The organism is Streptomyces sp. NPDC056479, from assembly GCF_042795335.1.
GTDB lineage: Bacteria > Actinomycetota > Actinomycetes > Streptomycetales > Streptomycetaceae > Streptomyces.
The window spans coordinates 172026-187691 of the sequence record NZ_JBHTRZ010000013.1; the positions used below are offsets into that span (position 1 = coordinate 172026).

Annotated in this window: 19 protein-coding genes, 4 tRNA genes and 1 pseudogene; 17 read left to right on the forward strand and 7 right to left on the reverse strand. The window is 69.9% G+C overall.

Going from position 1 to position 15666, the window contains the following annotated elements; genetic code table 11:
• Nucleotides 1-63: 63 nt before the first annotated feature.
• The gene (locus ACFQ6S_RS40080) at nucleotides 64-330 is read left to right on the forward strand and encodes a GlsB/YeaQ/YmgE family stress response membrane protein (protein ID WP_383420564.1); all 267 of its coding nucleotides are present in this window, start codon (nucleotides 64-66) and stop codon (nucleotides 328-330) included.
• A 121-nt stretch (nucleotides 331-451) separates the two neighbouring features.
• On the opposite strand, the gene ACFQ6S_RS40085 is transcribed toward ACFQ6S_RS40080, so the two are convergent.
• Nucleotides 452-940, reverse strand: a complete 489-nt coding sequence (locus tag ACFQ6S_RS40085; protein ID WP_383420566.1) for a YajQ family cyclic di-GMP-binding protein — start codon at nucleotides 938-940, stop codon at nucleotides 452-454.
• A 225-nt stretch (nucleotides 941-1165) separates the two neighbouring features.
• On the opposite strand from ACFQ6S_RS40085, the gene ACFQ6S_RS40090 reads away from it, so the two are divergent.
• Together ACFQ6S_RS40090 and ACFQ6S_RS40095 are read left to right on the forward strand one after the other, a co-directional pair.
• Nucleotides 1166-1247 (forward strand) — tRNA-Tyr (locus ACFQ6S_RS40090).
• A gap of 85 nt (nucleotides 1248-1332) precedes the next feature.
• Nucleotides 1333-1544, forward strand: a pseudogene (locus ACFQ6S_RS40095) (hypothetical protein).
• A 4-nt stretch (nucleotides 1545-1548) separates the two neighbouring features.
• On the opposite strand, the gene ACFQ6S_RS40100 reads toward ACFQ6S_RS40095, so the two are convergent.
• The 3 genes from ACFQ6S_RS40100 to ACFQ6S_RS40110 all read right to left on the reverse strand — a co-directional run bounded on the left by ACFQ6S_RS40100 (nucleotide 1549) and on the right by ACFQ6S_RS40110 (nucleotide 4018).
• Entirely contained in the window at nucleotides 1549-1929 is a 381-nt protein-coding gene (locus ACFQ6S_RS40100) for a nuclear transport factor 2 family protein (protein WP_383420568.1), read from the reverse strand.
• A gap of 2 nt (nucleotides 1930-1931) precedes the next feature.
• Nucleotides 1932-2588, reverse strand: a complete 657-nt coding sequence (locus ACFQ6S_RS40105; RefSeq protein ID WP_383420570.1) for an SDR family oxidoreductase — start codon at nucleotides 2586-2588, stop codon at nucleotides 1932-1934.
• 167 nt (nucleotides 2589-2755) lie between these two features.
• Nucleotides 2756-4018 (reverse strand): amidohydrolase family protein, encoded by a 1263-nt coding sequence (locus ACFQ6S_RS40110; RefSeq protein ID WP_383420572.1) that lies wholly within the window; start codon nucleotides 4016-4018, stop codon nucleotides 2756-2758.
• A gap of 229 nt (nucleotides 4019-4247) precedes the next feature.
• Between ACFQ6S_RS40110 and ACFQ6S_RS40115 the strand changes: the two genes are divergently transcribed.
• The 9 genes from ACFQ6S_RS40115 to ACFQ6S_RS40155 all read left to right on the forward strand — a co-directional run bounded on the left by ACFQ6S_RS40115 (nucleotide 4248) and on the right by ACFQ6S_RS40155 (nucleotide 9606).
• Nucleotides 4248-4320: transfer RNA gene (locus ACFQ6S_RS40115), tRNA-Thr, on the forward strand.
• A gap of 46 nt (nucleotides 4321-4366) precedes the next feature.
• Nucleotides 4367-4439: transfer RNA gene (locus ACFQ6S_RS40120), tRNA-Met, on the forward strand.
• Between the two features lie 90 nt (nucleotides 4440-4529).
• Nucleotides 4530-4694, forward strand: a complete 165-nt coding sequence (gene rpmG, locus ACFQ6S_RS40125; protein ID WP_003948671.1) for a 50S ribosomal protein L33 — start codon at nucleotides 4530-4532, stop codon at nucleotides 4692-4694.
• A gap of 135 nt (nucleotides 4695-4829) precedes the next feature.
• The gene (locus ACFQ6S_RS40130) at nucleotides 4830-5294 is read left to right on the forward strand and encodes a MaoC family dehydratase N-terminal domain-containing protein (RefSeq protein ID WP_383420574.1); all 465 of its coding nucleotides are present in this window, start codon (nucleotides 4830-4832) and stop codon (nucleotides 5292-5294) included.
• A gap of 5 nt (nucleotides 5295-5299) precedes the next feature.
• Nucleotides 5300-5728, forward strand: coding sequence for a MaoC family dehydratase (locus ACFQ6S_RS40135; RefSeq protein ID WP_383420575.1), 429 nt, complete (start codon nucleotides 5300-5302; stop codon nucleotides 5726-5728).
• Nucleotides 5729-5886: 158 nt separating this feature from the next.
• Nucleotides 5887-6450, forward strand: a complete 564-nt coding sequence (locus ACFQ6S_RS40140) for a TetR/AcrR family transcriptional regulator (RefSeq protein ID WP_383420577.1) — start codon at nucleotides 5887-5889, stop codon at nucleotides 6448-6450.
• A 97-nt stretch (nucleotides 6451-6547) separates the two neighbouring features.
• Complete coding sequence (locus ACFQ6S_RS40145; RefSeq protein ID WP_383420579.1) at nucleotides 6548-8008, forward strand: MFS transporter; 1461 nt, start codon at nucleotides 6548-6550, stop codon at nucleotides 8006-8008.
• A gap of 77 nt (nucleotides 8009-8085) precedes the next feature.
• A complete protein-coding gene (locus ACFQ6S_RS40150; protein WP_383420581.1) occupies nucleotides 8086-8466 on the forward strand; it encodes a DUF3291 domain-containing protein in 381 nt (126 codons plus the stop codon).
• An 84-nt stretch (nucleotides 8467-8550) separates the two neighbouring features.
• Nucleotides 8551-9606: a UDP-N-acetylmuramate dehydrogenase gene (locus ACFQ6S_RS40155; RefSeq protein WP_383420583.1), complete on the forward strand. Its 1056-nt coding sequence runs from the start codon at nucleotides 8551-8553 to the stop codon at nucleotides 9604-9606.
• A gap of 20 nt (nucleotides 9607-9626) precedes the next feature.
• Here the strand turns inward: ACFQ6S_RS40155 and ACFQ6S_RS40160 are convergent, their stop codons facing one another.
• On the reverse strand, nucleotides 9627-10259 hold the full coding sequence (locus tag ACFQ6S_RS40160) for an NAD(P)-dependent oxidoreductase (protein WP_383420585.1): 633 nt from the start codon (nucleotides 10257-10259) through the stop codon (nucleotides 9627-9629).
• A gap of 105 nt (nucleotides 10260-10364) precedes the next feature.
• On the opposite strand from ACFQ6S_RS40160, the gene ACFQ6S_RS40165 reads away from it, so the two are divergent.
• A complete protein-coding gene (locus ACFQ6S_RS40165; protein WP_383420587.1) occupies nucleotides 10365-10961 on the forward strand; it encodes a TetR/AcrR family transcriptional regulator in 597 nt (198 codons plus the stop codon).
• Nucleotides 10962-10977: 16 nt separating this feature from the next.
• Here the strand turns inward: ACFQ6S_RS40165 and ACFQ6S_RS40170 are convergent, their stop codons facing one another.
• Nucleotides 10978-12006: an adenosine deaminase gene (locus ACFQ6S_RS40170; protein ID WP_383420589.1), complete on the reverse strand. Its 1029-nt coding sequence runs from the start codon at nucleotides 12004-12006 to the stop codon at nucleotides 10978-10980.
• Nucleotides 12007-12131: 125 nt separating this feature from the next.
• Nucleotides 12132-13358: a pyridoxal phosphate-dependent aminotransferase gene (locus ACFQ6S_RS40175; protein ID WP_383420591.1), complete on the reverse strand. Its 1227-nt coding sequence runs from the start codon at nucleotides 13356-13358 to the stop codon at nucleotides 12132-12134.
• Between the two features lie 283 nt (nucleotides 13359-13641).
• On the opposite strand from ACFQ6S_RS40175, the gene ACFQ6S_RS40180 reads away from it, so the two are divergent.
• The 4 genes from ACFQ6S_RS40180 to ACFQ6S_RS40195 all read left to right on the forward strand — a co-directional run bounded on the left by ACFQ6S_RS40180 (nucleotide 13642) and on the right by ACFQ6S_RS40195 (nucleotide 15551).
• Nucleotides 13642-13714, forward strand: a tRNA-Trp gene (locus ACFQ6S_RS40180).
• 111 nt (nucleotides 13715-13825) lie between these two features.
• The gene (gene secE, locus ACFQ6S_RS40185; protein ID WP_383420593.1) at nucleotides 13826-14107 is read left to right on the forward strand and encodes a preprotein translocase subunit SecE; all 282 of its coding nucleotides are present in this window, start codon (nucleotides 13826-13828) and stop codon (nucleotides 14105-14107) included.
• A gap of 80 nt (nucleotides 14108-14187) precedes the next feature.
• On the forward strand, nucleotides 14188-15015 hold the full coding sequence (gene nusG, locus ACFQ6S_RS40190) for a transcription termination/antitermination protein NusG (protein WP_383420595.1): 828 nt from the start codon (nucleotides 14188-14190) through the stop codon (nucleotides 15013-15015).
• Between the two features lie 161 nt (nucleotides 15016-15176).
• Nucleotides 15177-15551, forward strand: coding sequence for a hypothetical protein (locus ACFQ6S_RS40195; RefSeq protein ID WP_383420597.1), 375 nt, complete (start codon nucleotides 15177-15179; stop codon nucleotides 15549-15551).
• The last annotated feature ends 115 nt before the right edge of the window (nucleotides 15552-15666 follow it).

A 15666-nucleotide genomic window follows, 5' to 3' on the forward strand; every position in this document is an offset into this window, starting at 1 on the left:
AACGCGCCCGAAATCACAGTGCCGGAACAGTGCGGGCACAGCGCGGAGGGGCAGGTTCAGGGCATGACGATCATCAGCTGGATCATTCTGGGGCTGTTGGCCGGGGCCATCGCCAAGTTCCTGCTGCCGGGCCGCGACCCGGGCGGCTTCATCGGCACGACGCTCATCGGCATCGCGGGCGCGTTCATCGGCGGCTGGATCTCGTCCCGCTGGCTGGACCACCCGATCACCAAGGACTTCTACGACGGCACGACATGGGCCTCGGCGATCGGTGGTTCCCTCGTGCTTCTGATCGTCTACCGCCTCCTGTTCGGCCACTCGCGCAACTGATCTCCGGACCGCGGCCAGCAGGCGAGAAGGGTGGGCACCCGCACCGGGTGCCCACCCTTCCTCGTGGAGCTGACTCAGCGGGGCGGTCCGCCGGTGATCAGCCGCTCGGCCGGTCAGTTGATCACCGGTAGTTCACGAACTGCAGCGCGAAGTCGAAGTCCTTGCCCTTGAGCAGGGCGATCACGGCCTGGAGGTCGTCCCGGCTCTTCGAGCTGACCCGCAGCTCGTCGCCCTGCACCTGGGCCTTGATGCCCTTCGGGCCCTCATCGCGAATGATCTTCGCGACCTTCTTCGCGTTGTCCTGGGAGATGCCCTCCTCGATCGACGCGAAGATCTTGTACTCCTTGCCCGAGAGCTGGGGCTCGCCCGCGTCCAGGGCCTTCAGGGAGATCCCGCGCTTGATCAGCTTGGACTGGAAGACGTCGAGGACGGCGTTGACCCGGTCCTCGGAGTTCGCCTCCATCAGGATCTTGTCACCGGACCACGAGATCGAGGCACCCACGCCCTTGAAGTCGTAGCGCTGCGAGATCTCCTTGGCGGCCTGGTTGAGGGCGTTGTCGACCTCCTGCCGCTCGACCTTCGAGACGATGTCGAAACTGGAGTCGGCCATGTCCTGTGGCTCCTTGTATCGGGGTGCGTGTGAGGTGCGTATCGGCGGGCGTGGGGGTGGCCGCCGAGCCCGGGGCAGGCCCCGGTCCGCATCCGGACAAGCCTAGCCACCCCTCGTCCCCCGGGAGGCGATCAATCGGGTGGCGAAGCACCCCTACACATCGGGTATTGTTTACGTCGTTGCCAGGGAGCACCGCCGAAGCGCGGTTCGAACGGCAGCAACCCCGGCGGTGTGCCCGAGCGGCCAAAGGGAGCAGACTGTAAATCTGCCGGCTCAGCCTTCCCAGGTTCGAATCCTGGCGCCGCCACATTGGGGAAACCCCTCCGATCTACGGAAACGTAGCGCGGAGGGGTTTTCGCGTTCCGGAGACGTGCCCCGGGCACACTGGCTCCATGAGCACGCGTCGCAGAAGTTGCCCCGAGTGCCGGCGCGAGATCGCCGTCGTCGCCGGTCGGTTCGCACGGCATGACCCGCCGGGCGCGCGGGGAGCGGGGAGCTCGTGTCGTGCCCCGGATCGCGGCGACTGGCGGAACTCGGGGCCGCGCAGCCCGCGTTGGACGGGTACGTGGTGCCCGAGTTCCCGGGGCAGCTGCCGCTGTTCTGAACGCCTAGCCGCCCGCCCGCACATCCATCCGGGCCACCAGCCCGTCCGCGTCGAACCGGTACACATGCTCGACCGTCTCCTCGGCCCACCGCTCACCCGACGCGTCACGCATCCCGGTCCGTACGGTCGCGACCACGGCCTCGCCGTCGCTGTCCGGACGCAGCCCCTCCAGCCGTACGAGGGGGTGGCCGGCGGCGAACTGCCGTGCCCAGTACGCGCGTACCGCCTCGCGGCCGTGCAGCCTGGCTCCGTCCAGCACGTTCGGCCAGTCCACGTCGGGGGCGAGGCACCGTTGCATGAAGGTCTCTCGCTCGTCCGTCGAGAAGACCTCGTACATGCGGCGCAACAGCGCCTCCCGCGCGGCGCGAACCCCCTCGGGCTCCATCCTCAGTTCCCTGCCACCGACTTCACCGCCACCGACACCGGGGCCGAGCCGCTGATCAGTTCGAGTGTCAGGCCGGCCGTCGCCGAGGTGTCGAGCAACTCCGCCAGTACGGCGGCCACATCGTCGCGCGGGATCGGGCCGCGGCCGGTGTGGGCCTCCAGTCGCACCTGGCCGGTTCCGGCGTCGTTCGTCAGCGCGCCGGGGCGCAGAATCGTCCAGTCCAGGGCGTCCTGGCCGCGGACGTACTCGTCGGCCGCGCCTTTGGCGCGCAGATAGACGTCGAAGATCTCGTCGCCCTCGTGCCGGGGGTCCGCGCCCATCGACGACACGACCAGGAAGCGCCGTACGCCCGCCCGGACCGCCGCGTCGGCGAACAGGACCGCCGCGCCCTTGTCCACCGTGTCCTTGCGGGTCGTTCCGCTGCCCGGACCCGCGCCGGCCGCGAAGACCGCCGCGTCCGCGCCCTCGAGATGGGCCGCTACCTCCTCGACCGAGGCCGACTCCAGGTCGAGCAGGAGGGGTTCGGCGCCCGCCTCCCGCAGGTCGTCGCCCTGTTCCGCCTTGCGGATGATTCCCGCGACCTCGTTTCCGCGCGCGGCGAGCAGCTTCTCCAGCCGCAGCGCGATCTGACCATGACCACCAGCGATGACAATGCGCATGTTTCCGACCGTACGCCCGGACAGCCGCATCCGCCGCACGACTTCAGCCACGCCTCACACCTCTGGGGGCGTGCACCTCATTCGCGTACGCCGGGCGCGTGCGCCACCCGCGTACCTCCGCCACGGCCCCACCCCTGCCGCAAACCACCCCTGCCGCAAACCACCCCTCACGACAACTCCCCGCGCCCTTGCCGAGGCAGCCCCAACTCCGAGGCCACGGCCGAGTTGCAGTACTCCCGCACCGCGCTCGTCCGCGCCACCACACGCCCCCGGTGCACCACGATCCGGCTGTACGCCAGTGACAGCGCCCCCGCCAGCCGGTCCCCGCGCACCGCCAGCAACTCGGCCGGGAATCCCGCCTCCACCCGCACCTCGGGCAGCCCCAGCGCCGCCCGGGCCGATGCGCTCACGCAGTCGTACGCGTCCTCGGGGCGCAGCCCGTGGCGTGAGGCGAGCAGGTAGGCGGCCTCCAGCGGGTCCCCGCGGCCCACCGGGTTCGACACGTCCCGCATCGCTCCGCTTCCGGCGGCGACGCGCACGCCGGCGGAGCGCAGCAGCCGTACGGGCGCCGTGGTGCGTCGTTCCACGCCCCCGCAGCCGCCCTGCGGCAGGCACACCACCGTCACCCCGGCCGCGGCGAGCTGGTCCGCGGCGCGGGAGGCCACCTGGGAGGGCACGCGGCCCAGGCCGCCGCACGGGCCGAGTGTCACTCCTGGGCGCAGTCCGCCGGCCATCGCGGCGAGGCGGGACAGACGGGCCGGGTCGGTGGCGTCGGTGTGCAGATCGACGGGGCAGCCGTGCTCGGAGGCGACCTCCAGGACCGCCTCGACATAACCCGTCGGATCGGGGTCCAGGTCGGGGCATCCGCCGACCACCGACGCGCCCATCTTCAGCGCGTCCCGCAGCATCGCGAGCCCGTCGGCCCCGGCCACCCCGGTCAGCAGCCGGGGCATGGCGACCGTCGTCAACTCGGTGAGCCCGCGCAGCGAACGCCGGGCCTGGAGCACGGCGGCGAGCGCGTTCAGCTCCTGGATCTCGTCCACGCGCACATGTGCCCGCAGCACGGTCGCCCCGTGTCCCAGCTGGAGCAGGGCGGCCTCGGTGGCCCGGCGCTGGACGTCATGGGGGTCGTAGGAGACCGGTCCGCCCTCGTCGGCGGAGAGCGCGGTGTCGCCGTGGGCGTGCGGTTCGGCCGGGGCAGGCAGGAGGAGATAGCCGCCGAGGTCCACTCGCGTGCCGCACGCGCGCGTGCCCGCCGCCAGGCTCCCGGCCGTGCCGACCGCCTCGATGCGCCCGCCGTCCAGCCGTACGTCCACGGTCCGGCCGTCGGTGAGCCGAGCCCCGCACAGCAGCAGAGCACCTGGCTCGGCCGGTCCGGACGAGCCCGACGGGGACGACGAGTGCGGTGGCTGGGGGTTGCTGTCGGGCATCGTGCTCCAGAGACAAGATCACGCAGAGTGAGTCGAGCCTAGGGTGACGGCCAGGACTTGGCTCGCAGGAGCGCAATAGTCGTACCGGTGTGGTCCGCCGAACGGGAGCCGTTCCGCGGTGCCGCGGTGGCCCGCGAGACGGGGGTGCGGTCCGCCGATCGGCCGCAGCCAGGGCCCGTGAAACGGATTTGGGTGAACGGCCGCTGAGCGTGTAATGTCTTCATCGCTCGCCCCAATAGCTCAGTCGGTAGAGCGTCTCCATGGTAAGGAGAAGGTCTACGGTTCGATTCCGTATTGGGGCTCTGGTGTGTGAGGTTTCCGTCGCAAGGCGGGAACCGATCGCATCACAGCGGTGTAGCTCAGTCGGTAGAGCAAGCGGCTCATAATCGCTGTGTCACCGGTTCAAGTCCGGTCACCGCTACTGACAGTAGCCGATTGCGGGGTCGGTCCTTCGATCGGCTACTCTTGCTTGCGTTAATTCATTCCCACCCGTTCGTCAAGGAGCACTCACGTGGCTGCCACCGACGTCCGCCCGAAGATCACGCTGGCCTGCGTGGAGTGCAAGGAGCGGAACTACATCACCAAGAAGAACCGGCGTAACAACCCGGACCGTCTTGAGATGAAGAAGCACTGCCCGCGTTGCAATGCGCACACCGCGCACCGCGAGACGCGATAAATCAGGCTCGTACGCGAGGCCGCCCCCGACAGTGGGGGCGGCCTCGCGTCGTTTCAGGCCCGGTTACCGGTCGGTTCCGGCCGGCTACGGGCCACCCAGAGCAGACACCAGGCAGACAGCAGGAGGTACCGGGCCATGGCGCTCGACCAGTCCTTCGTGGGGCGGAGCTACCCGCCCACCGACCCCTATGAGGTGGGTCGGGAGAAGATCCGCGAGTTCGCGGAGGCCGTGGGGGACACCAACCCGGCGTACACCGACCCGGAGGCCGCCAAGGCGCTCGGCCACTCCGATGTGATCGCGCCGCCGACCTTTGTCTTCTCGATCACCTTCAAGGCCGCAGGACAGGTCGTCGAGGACCCCCAGCTGGGCCTGGACTACAGCCGGGTGGTGCACGGCGACCAGAAGTTCGCCTACACCCGCCCGGTGCGCGCAGGAGACCGACTGACCGTCACCTCCACCATCGAGGCCGTCAAGTCCATGGCGGGCAACGAGATCGTGGACATCCGCGGCGAGGTTCACGACGAGGCCGGCGAACACGTAGTGACCGCCTGGACGAAGCTCGTGGCCCGTGGGGCGGACGCCGAAGACGGGGAGGCCTGAGGACGATGACGGCGAAGATCGCATACGGCGACGTCGAGGTCGGCACCGAACTGCCCGCCCAGAACTTCCCCGTGACCCGCGCCACGCTTGTCCAGTACGCGGGCGCGTCGGGGGACTTCAACCCGATCCACTGGAACGAGAAGTTCGCCAAGGAGGTCGGGCTGCCGGACGTCATCGCGCACGGCATGTTCACCATGGCCGAGGCGATCCGTGTGGTCACCGACTGGACCGGAGACCCGGCAGCGGTCGTCGAGTACGGCGTCCGCTTCACCAGGCCCGTCGTCGTGCCGAACGACGACCTGGGCGCCACGATCGAGGTCAGCGGCAAGGTCGCGGCCAAGCTCGACGACAACAGGGTCCGCGTGGACCTGCTCGTGAAGAGCGCCGGGCAGAAGGTGCTCGGGATGTCGCGGGCGGTCGTACAGCTGGCGTGAACGGCACGCGCGTGCCGTGATGTGACACGCGCGTGCCGTGATGTAAGGGGCGTACTCCCTGGTGGGGCGCCCCTTACGCCTGCACCTCCCCCTCGCCCCCCGGCCCATCCTCCTGCGTCCCCTTGACCTAGTTAGTGATTGAGTACTAACTTACTTGCATGGCCAGGATGAGCGCAGAGGAGAGGCGCGAGAGCGTCATCCGCGCGGCGATGACCGAGTTCGCCCGTGGCGGCTACTACGGCACTTCGACCGAGGCGATCGCCAAGCGGGTCGGTGTCTCGCAGCCGTATCTCTTCCGGCTCTTCCCGGGCAAGAAGGCGATCTTCCTCGCGGCGGCAGAACGCTGTGTGGAGGACACGATCCGGATGTTCGCCGAAGCCTCGGAGGGGCTGGAGGGTCAAGAGGCCCTGCATGCCATGGGTGACGCGTACCGGAAGATCGTCTCGGAGCAGCCCGAGCGGCTGATGATGCAGATGCAGATGTATCTCGCCGTGGCGGCCGCCGAGCAGGAGGGCGACCGTGAGTTCGGCGAGGCCGTGCGGGCCGGCTGGACGCGCCTGTGGGACACCGTCCATCTGCCCTCGGGGGCGGACGCCGGCCAGACGACGACCTTCATGGCGTACGGCATGCTCATCAACTGCCTGGTGGCCATGGGATTCCCGTCCGACCACCGGGTCTGGGCGGGCATGGATCCGGCGGGGCGGGACGGGAAGCGCCCGTAGGGGTGGGGTAGCGAGGTCTGCCCTGTTCCTTTGCGGCCATAAAAGTTAGTGATTGATAACTATCCATAGAACCGGAACGCATCACTCAGGGGGAGCGATGTCACACCACACCGATCAGGACGCGCCGACAGGCCGCCCGGGCGGGGCCGTATGGGCCCTGGTCATCACCAGCGTCGCCGGGTTCATGGCCGCGCTCGACAACCTCGTCGTCACCACCGCACTGCCGTCCATCCGTGAGGACCTGGGCGGAGGGCTGCACGACCTGGAGTGGACGGTCAGTGCCTACACACTCACCTTCGCCGTCCTGCTGATGTTCGGCGCGGCCCTGGGCGACCGCTTCGGCCGCCGCAGGCTCTTCCTCGTCGGCATCTCGATCTTCACCGTCGCGTCCGCCGCCGCGGCCCTCGCGCCCGGCATCGACTCCCTGATCGCCGCCCGCGCGGTGCAGGGCGCCGGTGCGGCGATCATGATGCCGCTGACGCTGACCCTGCTGACGGCGGCCGTGCCCGCGGCCAAGCGCGGGATGGCGTACGGCATCTGGGGTGCCGTCAACGGGCTCGCGATCGCGTCCGGGCCGCTCATCGGCGGCAGCCTCACCGAGCACATCTCCTGGCAGTGGATCTTCTGGCTGAACGTTCCGCTGGGCATCGCGCTGCTGCCGCTCGCCCGACTGCGCCTGGCCGAGTCCTACGGCACCGGCGCCCGGCTCGACATCCCCGGCACCCTGCTCGCCAGCGGCGGACTCTTCGGGATCGTGTACGGCCTGGTGCGCGGCCCCGCCGACGGCTGGACCGGACGCCTGGTCCTGACCGGCCTGTTCGCCGGAGGGGCACTGCTGGTCGGCTTCGTCCTCTACAGCACCCGCGCCAAGAACCCCATGCTGCCGATGCGCCTGTTCCGCAGCAGGGCGTTCTCCGGGATCAACGCCGCCAGCATGCTGATGTTCCTCGGCATGTTCGGGTCGATCTTCCTGCTCAGCCAGTACATGCAGGGGGTGCTCGGCTACTCGCCGACCGAGGCGGGGCTGCGGATGCTGCCGTGGACGGGCATGCCCATGCTCGTCGCGCCGATCGCCGGCATCCTGGCCGACCGGATCGGCGGCCGGCCCGTCGTCGCCACCGGCCTGTTCCTCCAGGCCGCAGGCCTCGCCTACCTGGCGTCCGTGGTCACCGTCGACGTCTCCTACGCCGCCCAGCTGCCCGGCCTGATCATCAGCGGCGTCGGCATGGCCCTGTTCTTCGCCCCGGCCTCCCACCTGGTCATGTCCAGCGTCCACGCCTCCGAGCAGGGCATCGCCTCCGGAGCCAACAACGCCCTGCGTGAGGTCGGCGGCGCGCTCGGCATCGCGGTCATGGGGTCGATCTTCTCCGCGCAGGGCGGCTACGAGACCGGGCAGACCTTCGTCGACGGCCTGCAGCCCGCCCTGGTCACCGGCGCCGGGGTCGTGGCGCTCGCCGGCATCGCGGCCCTGCTGATCCCGTCGCGCCGGCACGGCGGCACGGATGTGAGCCCGACCGAGCAGGGGCCGGAGCGAGTGCTGGAGACCGCCTCGCACTGAGCCGTCGATCCGAGCGATCCGACCCACCCCACCCGGCCTCCTGATCGCACCCGAATCCCGGACCATGAGGAGCAGTCATGCCCACTCTTCCCTGGACCGTCCCGAACCCCGCACCGCGGGGCGCCGAGGTCCACGTCTTCGCCTCCCGATTCGAGACCCGCACCCTCTGGGGAGCGCTCCGCTTCCTCGCCCGCACGCCGGGCGTGTGGTGGCAGGTGAGCCGGGCGCCCGGCGCGTACGGGGCCTCCCTCAAGGCCGAGCCCTTCAAGCGGATCTTCTGGACGCTGTCCGCCTGGGAGTCACCGGCGGCGCTCAAGGACTTCGCCCGCTCGGGCACCCATGCCCCGACCTCGAAGGGCCTGTCCACGCAGATGCGGGACGTCAAGTTCGCCACCTGGCAGGTGTCGAGCGACGAACTCCCGCTGGACTGGAAGGAAGCCTTCCGGAGGCTGACGTGAACGGCACGCGCGCGTGGCGCGCATCGGCCCCGGCGCTCCCCATGGGTGCCGGGGCTGTCAGTGCCGTCTCGTAGTCTTGGGCGCGTGCAGGAACTCCACGACGCCCCCCTCGCCCCGTTCACCACCTTCCGGCTGGGCGGCCCCGCCACCCGCCTGGTCACCGCCACCACCGACGCCGAGGTGATCGACGTCGTGCGCGAGGCGGACGCCGCCGGCACCCCGCTGCTGCTCATCGGCGGTGGATCGAACCTGGTCATCGGTGACAAGGGCTTCGCGGGCACCGCACTCGTCATCGCCACGAAGGGCTTCGAGCTCGTCGGCGGCACGCTCGAACTGGCCGCCGGCGAGGTGTGGACCGACGCCGTCGCCCGCGCCGTCGAGGCCGGGCTCGCCGGGATCGAGTGCCTCGCCGGAATCCCCGGCTCCGCGGGCGCCACGCCGATTCAGAATGTCGGCGCCTACGGCCAGGAGATCTCCTCGACGATCACCGAGGTGATCGCGTACGACCGCCGCACCGGCGAGACCGTGGTCATCCCGAGCTCCGACTGTGCCTTCTCCTACCGCCACAGCCGCTTCAAGGCCGACCCCGAGCGCCATGTCGTCCTGCGCGTCCGCTTCCTGCTGGAGGACGCGGACGGGCTCTCGGCGCCCATCAAGTACGCCGAGACGGCGCGCGCCCTCGGCGTCGAGGTCGGCGACCGCGTGCCCCTGGCCGCCGCCCGCGAGACCGTGCTGAAGCTCCGTACCGGCAAGGGCATGGTTCTGGACCCCGAGGACCACGACACCTGGTCGGCCGGATCCTTCTTCACCAACCCGATCCTCACCGACGACCAGTTCGCGGCGTTCCACGCGCGCGTGCGCGCCCACCTCGGCGAGGGCGTGGAGCCGCCCGCCTACCCGGCGGGGGAGGGGCACACCAAGACCTCCGCGGCCTGGCTCATCGACAAGGCGGGCTTCAGCAAGGGGTACGGCCCCGGACCCGCCCGCATCTCCACCAAACACACCCTCGCGCTCACCAACCGCGGCGAAGCGACCACCGAGGACCTCCTCGCGCTCGCCCGCGAGGTCGTCGCCGGAGTGCGGGAGACCTTCGGGATCACGCTGGTGAACGAACCGGTGACGGTCGGGGTCAGCCTCTAGGGTTCGCCCTCGGTGGGTCTTCAGTAGGCCACGCCCACGCCCTGCTTCACCGTCGCCGGGTCCCCGACCATGCCCAGCATCGCGTGCGCCACATCCGCCCGCCCGATGAAGCGCCCCTTGAGCGGAAACCCGCCCACGACGGTGCGATACCTGCCGGTGAGCGGCTTGTCCTGCAGACGCGGGGGCCGTACGAACGTCCAGTCAGCGGCGGCGCCGGCGACCTCGGCCTCCATCTCCCGCAGGTCGGTGTAGACGTCCTTGAGGACCGCCGAGACGACGCCGCGAACAGCACGGTCCAGGAACCCGTCGCCCTCCGGTTCGGGCCCGACCGGCGCGGCGCTCACCACGAGCAGCCGCCGCACCTTCTCCGCCTCCAGGGCCGCCAGCACCGTACGCGTCAGCCGCGCCGCCACCCCCGCGTCCCCGCGGCTGCGCGCCCCGAGCCCGGACAGCACGGCGTCCCGTCCGGCGACGGCGGCCCGCAGCGCACCGGGGTCGGTGAGATCCGCGCGGAACACCTCCAGGCGGCTCCCGGCGAGGGGGAGGCGCGCGGGGTCCCGCACGACCGCCGTGACCTCGTGACCGGCGTCCAGGGCCTGGCGGACGATCTCCTTGCCGATGCCTCCGGTGGCGCCGAAAACGGTGAGTTTCATGAGTGCTCCCGTCCCCATGAGTTGGGTGGGTGAGTATTCACTCACCCCTGCTTCCTCTAGGGTGAGTAAGTACTCACCCACCCGTCAAGGGCGATTGGACATTTCATGGAGACTCGGCCCACTCGTGTCCGACTGCTCGACGCCGCGCACGACCTGATGCTCACGGTCGGGCTGGCGCGGGCCACGACGAAGGAGATCGCGCGGGCGGCCGGGTGCTCCGAGGCGGCGCTGTACAAGCATTTCGACAGCAAGGAGGAGCTGTTCATCCGGGTGCTCACCGAGCGGCTGCCCCCGCTCCGTCCGCTGCTCAGCAGTCTCGCCGCCGAGCCGGGCCGGCACTCCCTGGAGGAGAACCTCACCGAGATCGCCCGCCAGGCGGCGCTGTTCTACGAGCAGAGCTTCCCGATCGCCGCGTCGCTGTACGCGCAGACCGAGCTCAAGCGCCGGCACGACGACGCCGTACGGCAGATGGGGGCGGGCCCGCACGTGCCGATCCAGGAGCTCGACGTCTATCTCCGGGCCGAGCAGGAGCTGGGCCGGGTCAGCACGGACGCCGACACCTTCGCGGCGGCGTCGCTGCTGATGGGGGCCTGCGCGCAGCGGGCGTTCGCCTATGACGCGACCAGGGAGGCGGTACGGCCGCCGGTGGACGGGTTCGCCGCCCGGCTGGCCCGCACGCTGCTCGCCGGCATCGCCGGCTGACCCCGGCCGGCAGGGCCTAGGCGAGCCAGGCGTCCACCCCGGACAGGAGCTTCGCCTTCACCTCGTGCGGCGCTGCCGAGGCGCGTACCGACTGCCGGGCCAGTTCCGCCAACTCCTCGTCCGTGAAGGCGTGGTGGTGGCGGGCGATGTCGTACTGGGCGGCGAGCCGCGAGCCGAAGAGCAGGGGGTCGTCGGCGCCCAGGGCCATCGGGACGCCGGCCCCGTACAGCGTGCGCAGCGGTACGTCCTCGGGCTTCTCGTAGACGCCGAGGGCGACGTTCGACGCGGGGCACACCTCGCAGGTCACACCCCTGTCGGCGAGGCGCTTCAGCAGCCGCGGGTCCTCGGCGGCGCGCACCCCGTGGCCGATCCGGTTCGCGTCCAGGTCGTCCAGGCAGTCACGGACCGAGGACGGGCCGGTCAGCTCGCCGCCGTGCGGAGCCGACAGCAGACCTCCCTCGCGGGCGATGTTGAAGGCACGGTCGAAGTCCCGCGCCATGCCCCGGCGTTCGTCGTTCGACAGCCCGAAGCCGACCACGCCCCGGTCCGCGTACCGCACCGCGAGCCGGGCAAGCGTGCGGGCGTCCAGCGGGTGCTTCATCCGGTTCGCGGCGACCAGGACACGCATCCCGAGCCCCGTGTCCCGCGACGCCGTCTCCACCGCGTCGAGGATGATCTCCAGCGCCGGGATCAGACCGCCCAGCCGGGGCGCGTACGACGTCGGGTCGACCTGGATCTCCAGCCATCCGGAGCCGTCCTTGACGTCCTCCTCCGCGGCCTCTCTGACCAGCCGCTGGATGTCCTCCGGCTGCCGCAGGCACGAGCGCGCCGCGTCGTACAGGCGCTGGAAGCGGAACCAGCCCCGCTCGTCCGTCGCCCGCAGCTTCGGCGGCTCCCCACCCGTCAGCGCGTCGGTCAGCGCCTCGGGCAGACGCACACCGTATTTGTCGGCCAGTTCCAGCACGGTCGCCGGCCGCATCGAGCCGGTGAAGTGCAGGTGCAGATGGGCTTTCGGCAGTTCAGAGACATCACGTACACGCTCCATTCCAGGATCCTGCCGTACGTCTCTGTCGTCCCGGTAGCGGTTTCCCCTTTAGTGGTCTTGCTCGCACAAACAAATGGGACCGCCTCCGAACAGTCGGAGGCGGTCCCATGACGGGCAGGCGGACGTCAGTCCCTGGCCTCCGCCAGCAGCTTCTGGATGCGGCTCACGCCCTCGACGAGATCCTCGTCACCGAGCGCGTACGACAGCCGCAGATAGCCGGGCGTGCCGAAGGCCTCACCGGGGACGACCGCGACCTCGGCCTCCTCCAGGATCAGCCCGGCGAGCTCGACGCTGCTCTGCGGGCGCTTGCCGCGGATCTCCTTGCCGAGCACGGCCTTGACCGACGGGTAGGCGTAGAAGGCGCCCTCGGGCTCCGGGCAGAGCACGCCGTCGATCTCGTTGAGCATCCGCACGATCGTCTTGCGGCGGCGGTCGAACGCCTCGCGCATCTTCGCGACCGCCTCCAGGTCACCGGAGACGGCGGCGAGGGCGGCCACCTGTGCCACGTTCGAGACGTTCGAGGTCGCGTGCGACTGGAGGTTGGTCGCGGCCTTCACCACGTCCTTCGGGCCGATGATCCAGCCGACCCGCCAGCCCGTCATGGCGTACGTCTTGGCGACACCGTTGACCACGACGCACTTGTCGCGCAGCTCGGGGAACAGCCCCGGGAGGGAGACCGCGGCGGCCTCGCCGTAGACCAGGTGCTCGTAGATCTCGTCCGTCATCACCCACAGGCCGTGGTCGACGGCCCAGCGGCCGATCGCCTCGGTCTCGGCCTCGCTGTAGACGGCGCCGGTCGGGTTGGACGGCGACACGAAGAGGACGACCTTCGTCCGCTCCGTACGGGCCGCCTCCAGCTGCTCCACGGTGACGCGGTAGCCGGTCGTCTCGTCGGCGACGACCTCGACCGGGACACCGCCGGCCAGGCGGATCGACTCCGGGTACGTCGTCCAGTACGGCGCCGGGACGATGACCTCGTCGCCCGGGTCGAGGATCGCGGCGAAGGCCTCGTAGATGGCCTGCTTGCCGCCGTTGGTGACGAGGATCTGCGAGACGTCGGGCTCGTAGCCGGAGTCGCGCAGCGTCTTCGCGGCGATGGCGGCCTTCAGCTCGGGCAGACCGCCGGCCGGCGTGTAGCGGTGGTACTTCGGGTTCTTGCAGGCCTCAATGGCGGCCTCGACGATGTAGTCCGGGGTCGGGAAGTCGGGCTCACCGGCGCCGAAGCCGATCACCGGACGCCCGGCGGCCTTGAGTGCCTTGGCCTTGGCGTCCACGGCGAGGGTGGCGGACTCGGAGATCGCGCCGACTCGGGCGGAGACCCGGCGCTCGGTCGGAGGGGTTGCAGGGCTCATGGGGCCCATCGTTTCAGACAGGAAACGCGCCCGGCACGCGGGTTTCACGGACTGAACATCCGCTGAACATCCGTCCGGATCGGGCCCCCGGCCTGGGCGATCTTGCGTTGCCGCACTGCCGTTCCCCCGGCGATCTTTCGCGCATCAAGCCCCCATCGGCCACTTTCTGTTCGACGACGCGCTCAGGACCACGTACACTCTCACCTCGTTGGCCTTCAGCAGCCCACAGCCGAGAGTGCACAGCGAGCACTCGTCCGGATGCGGTACGTTGGGGGACGCACAAAGGGTCGTAGCTCAATTGGTAGAGCACTGGTCTCCAAAACCAGCGGTTGGGGGTTCAAGTCCCTCCGGCCCTGCTACACACACACTTTCGCCAGGATGTGTGCGCATGTACGTACAGCTTTGCAACGCCGTGCGGCTCAGACCGGGCGCGGCACGGCCACGACCCGGGATTCAGGTGAGGACGAATGGCGGACGCCGTGGGCTCCATCGACACGCCTGACGCCCAGGATGAGGCGCAGGAGAAGAAGGGCCGCAAGGGCGGCAAGCGCGCGAAGAAGGGCCCGCTGAAGCGGCTCGCCCTCTTCTACCGTCAGATCGTTGCGGAGCTCCGCAAGGTCGTCTGGCCGACGCGCAACCAGCTGACGTCGTACACCACCGTGGTGATCTTCTTCGTCGCCATCATGATCGCCCTGGTGACCGTGATTGACTATGGGCTCGACCACGCCGCCAAGTACGTCTTCGGCTGAGCCAAGAGCGAAGGGCGCCGTGGTTACCGGCGCCCCTTTCGCATGTTCCACCCCTATGTATCCAGGAAGAAGCAGCCACCGTGTCTGACCAGAACCTGAACGACGCCGTCGAGCCGCTCGGGCAGGATGCCGAGTCCGTGGAAGACGAGCTCGACATCGTCGAAGGCGCTGACGAGGACCTGGACGAGGTCGAGGCTGCCGACGCCGAGGCGGGCGAGCCGGCCGAGGAGGCCGCGCTGCACGTCGAGGGCGAGGACGAGGAAGAAGAGGCCGCCGAGGAGGCCGAGCCCGTCGACCCCGTCGCCGCCCTGCGCGAGGAGCTGCGCACGCTGCCCGGCGAGTGGTACGTCATCCACACCTACGCCGGTTACGAGAACCGCGTGAAGACCAACCTGGAGCAGCGCGCCGTCTCGCTGAACGTCGAGGACTACATCTTCGCGGCCGAGGTGCCGCAGGAAGAGGTCGTCCAGATCAAGAACGGCGACCGCAAGACGATCAAGCAGAACAAGCTGCCGGGTTACGTCCTGGTCCGCATGGACCTGACCAACGAGTCCTGGGGCGTCGTCCGCAACACCCCCGGCGTCACCGGCTTCGTGGGCAACGCCTACGACCCGTACCCGCTGACCCTGGACGAGATCGTCAAGATGCTCGCCCCGGAGGCCGAGGAGAAGGCCGCCCGCGAGGCCGCCGAGGCCGAGGGCAAGCCCGCCCCGCAGCGCAAGGTCGAGGTCCAGGTCCTGGACTTCGAGGTCGGCGACTCGGTCACCGTCACCGACGGCCCGTTCGCCACGCTGCAGGCCACGATCAACGAGATCAACGCCGACTCCAAGAAGGTCAAGGGCCTGGTGGAGATCTTCGGCCGCGAGACGCCGGTCGAGCTCTCCTTCGACCAGATCCAGAAGAACTAGTTCACGATCATCCGAAAGGGCCCCTGACCAGCGGTTACCCGTTGGCCAGGGGCTCTCTCGCGTCCCGGGGCCGACACTGGGCCGACGCGCCGGAAGCATGATCCCGTCCGTGGCCGAACACACGATCAGTACCGCCGGCGGCAACGATGCTAGGAACGCCCATGCTCTCTGAACACTTCACGGCGACGCACTGGTGGATCGCCGCGTGTCTGTCCGGCCTCGCTCTCGCGACAGCGGTTGCGTCCTTGCCGTCGAAGCCCAGGGCCAAGCTGATCGCGGGGACGACCGTCGTGCTCGTCACGGCGCTCTACTGCGTCGCGCGCGGCCGCGGTGAGGGAACCGAGCAGGCGCTCCAGTTGTACATCCTGGGCACCCTGCCGCTGGCCGTCCTGAGGTGGGTCTTCGGTGGATGGTTCCGCCAACAGCTGGCGCTGGCGCGTGCGGGGGAGCCGACCCAGGAGCTGAAGGGCCGACACACGGCGCTCTTCCTAGGCGCGTTCGTGGCGGTCGTGGCCGCCATCGTGGTCTTGCTCTGAAGGCACGGCCTGGAGCCCCCTCCCGGTGGATTCCGCTGGTGGGAGGCCCTTTCGTCGTACGCGTCGTCGCACGACCCGACCGAGTTCCCAATAAATGTGGGCTGCACCACAACCA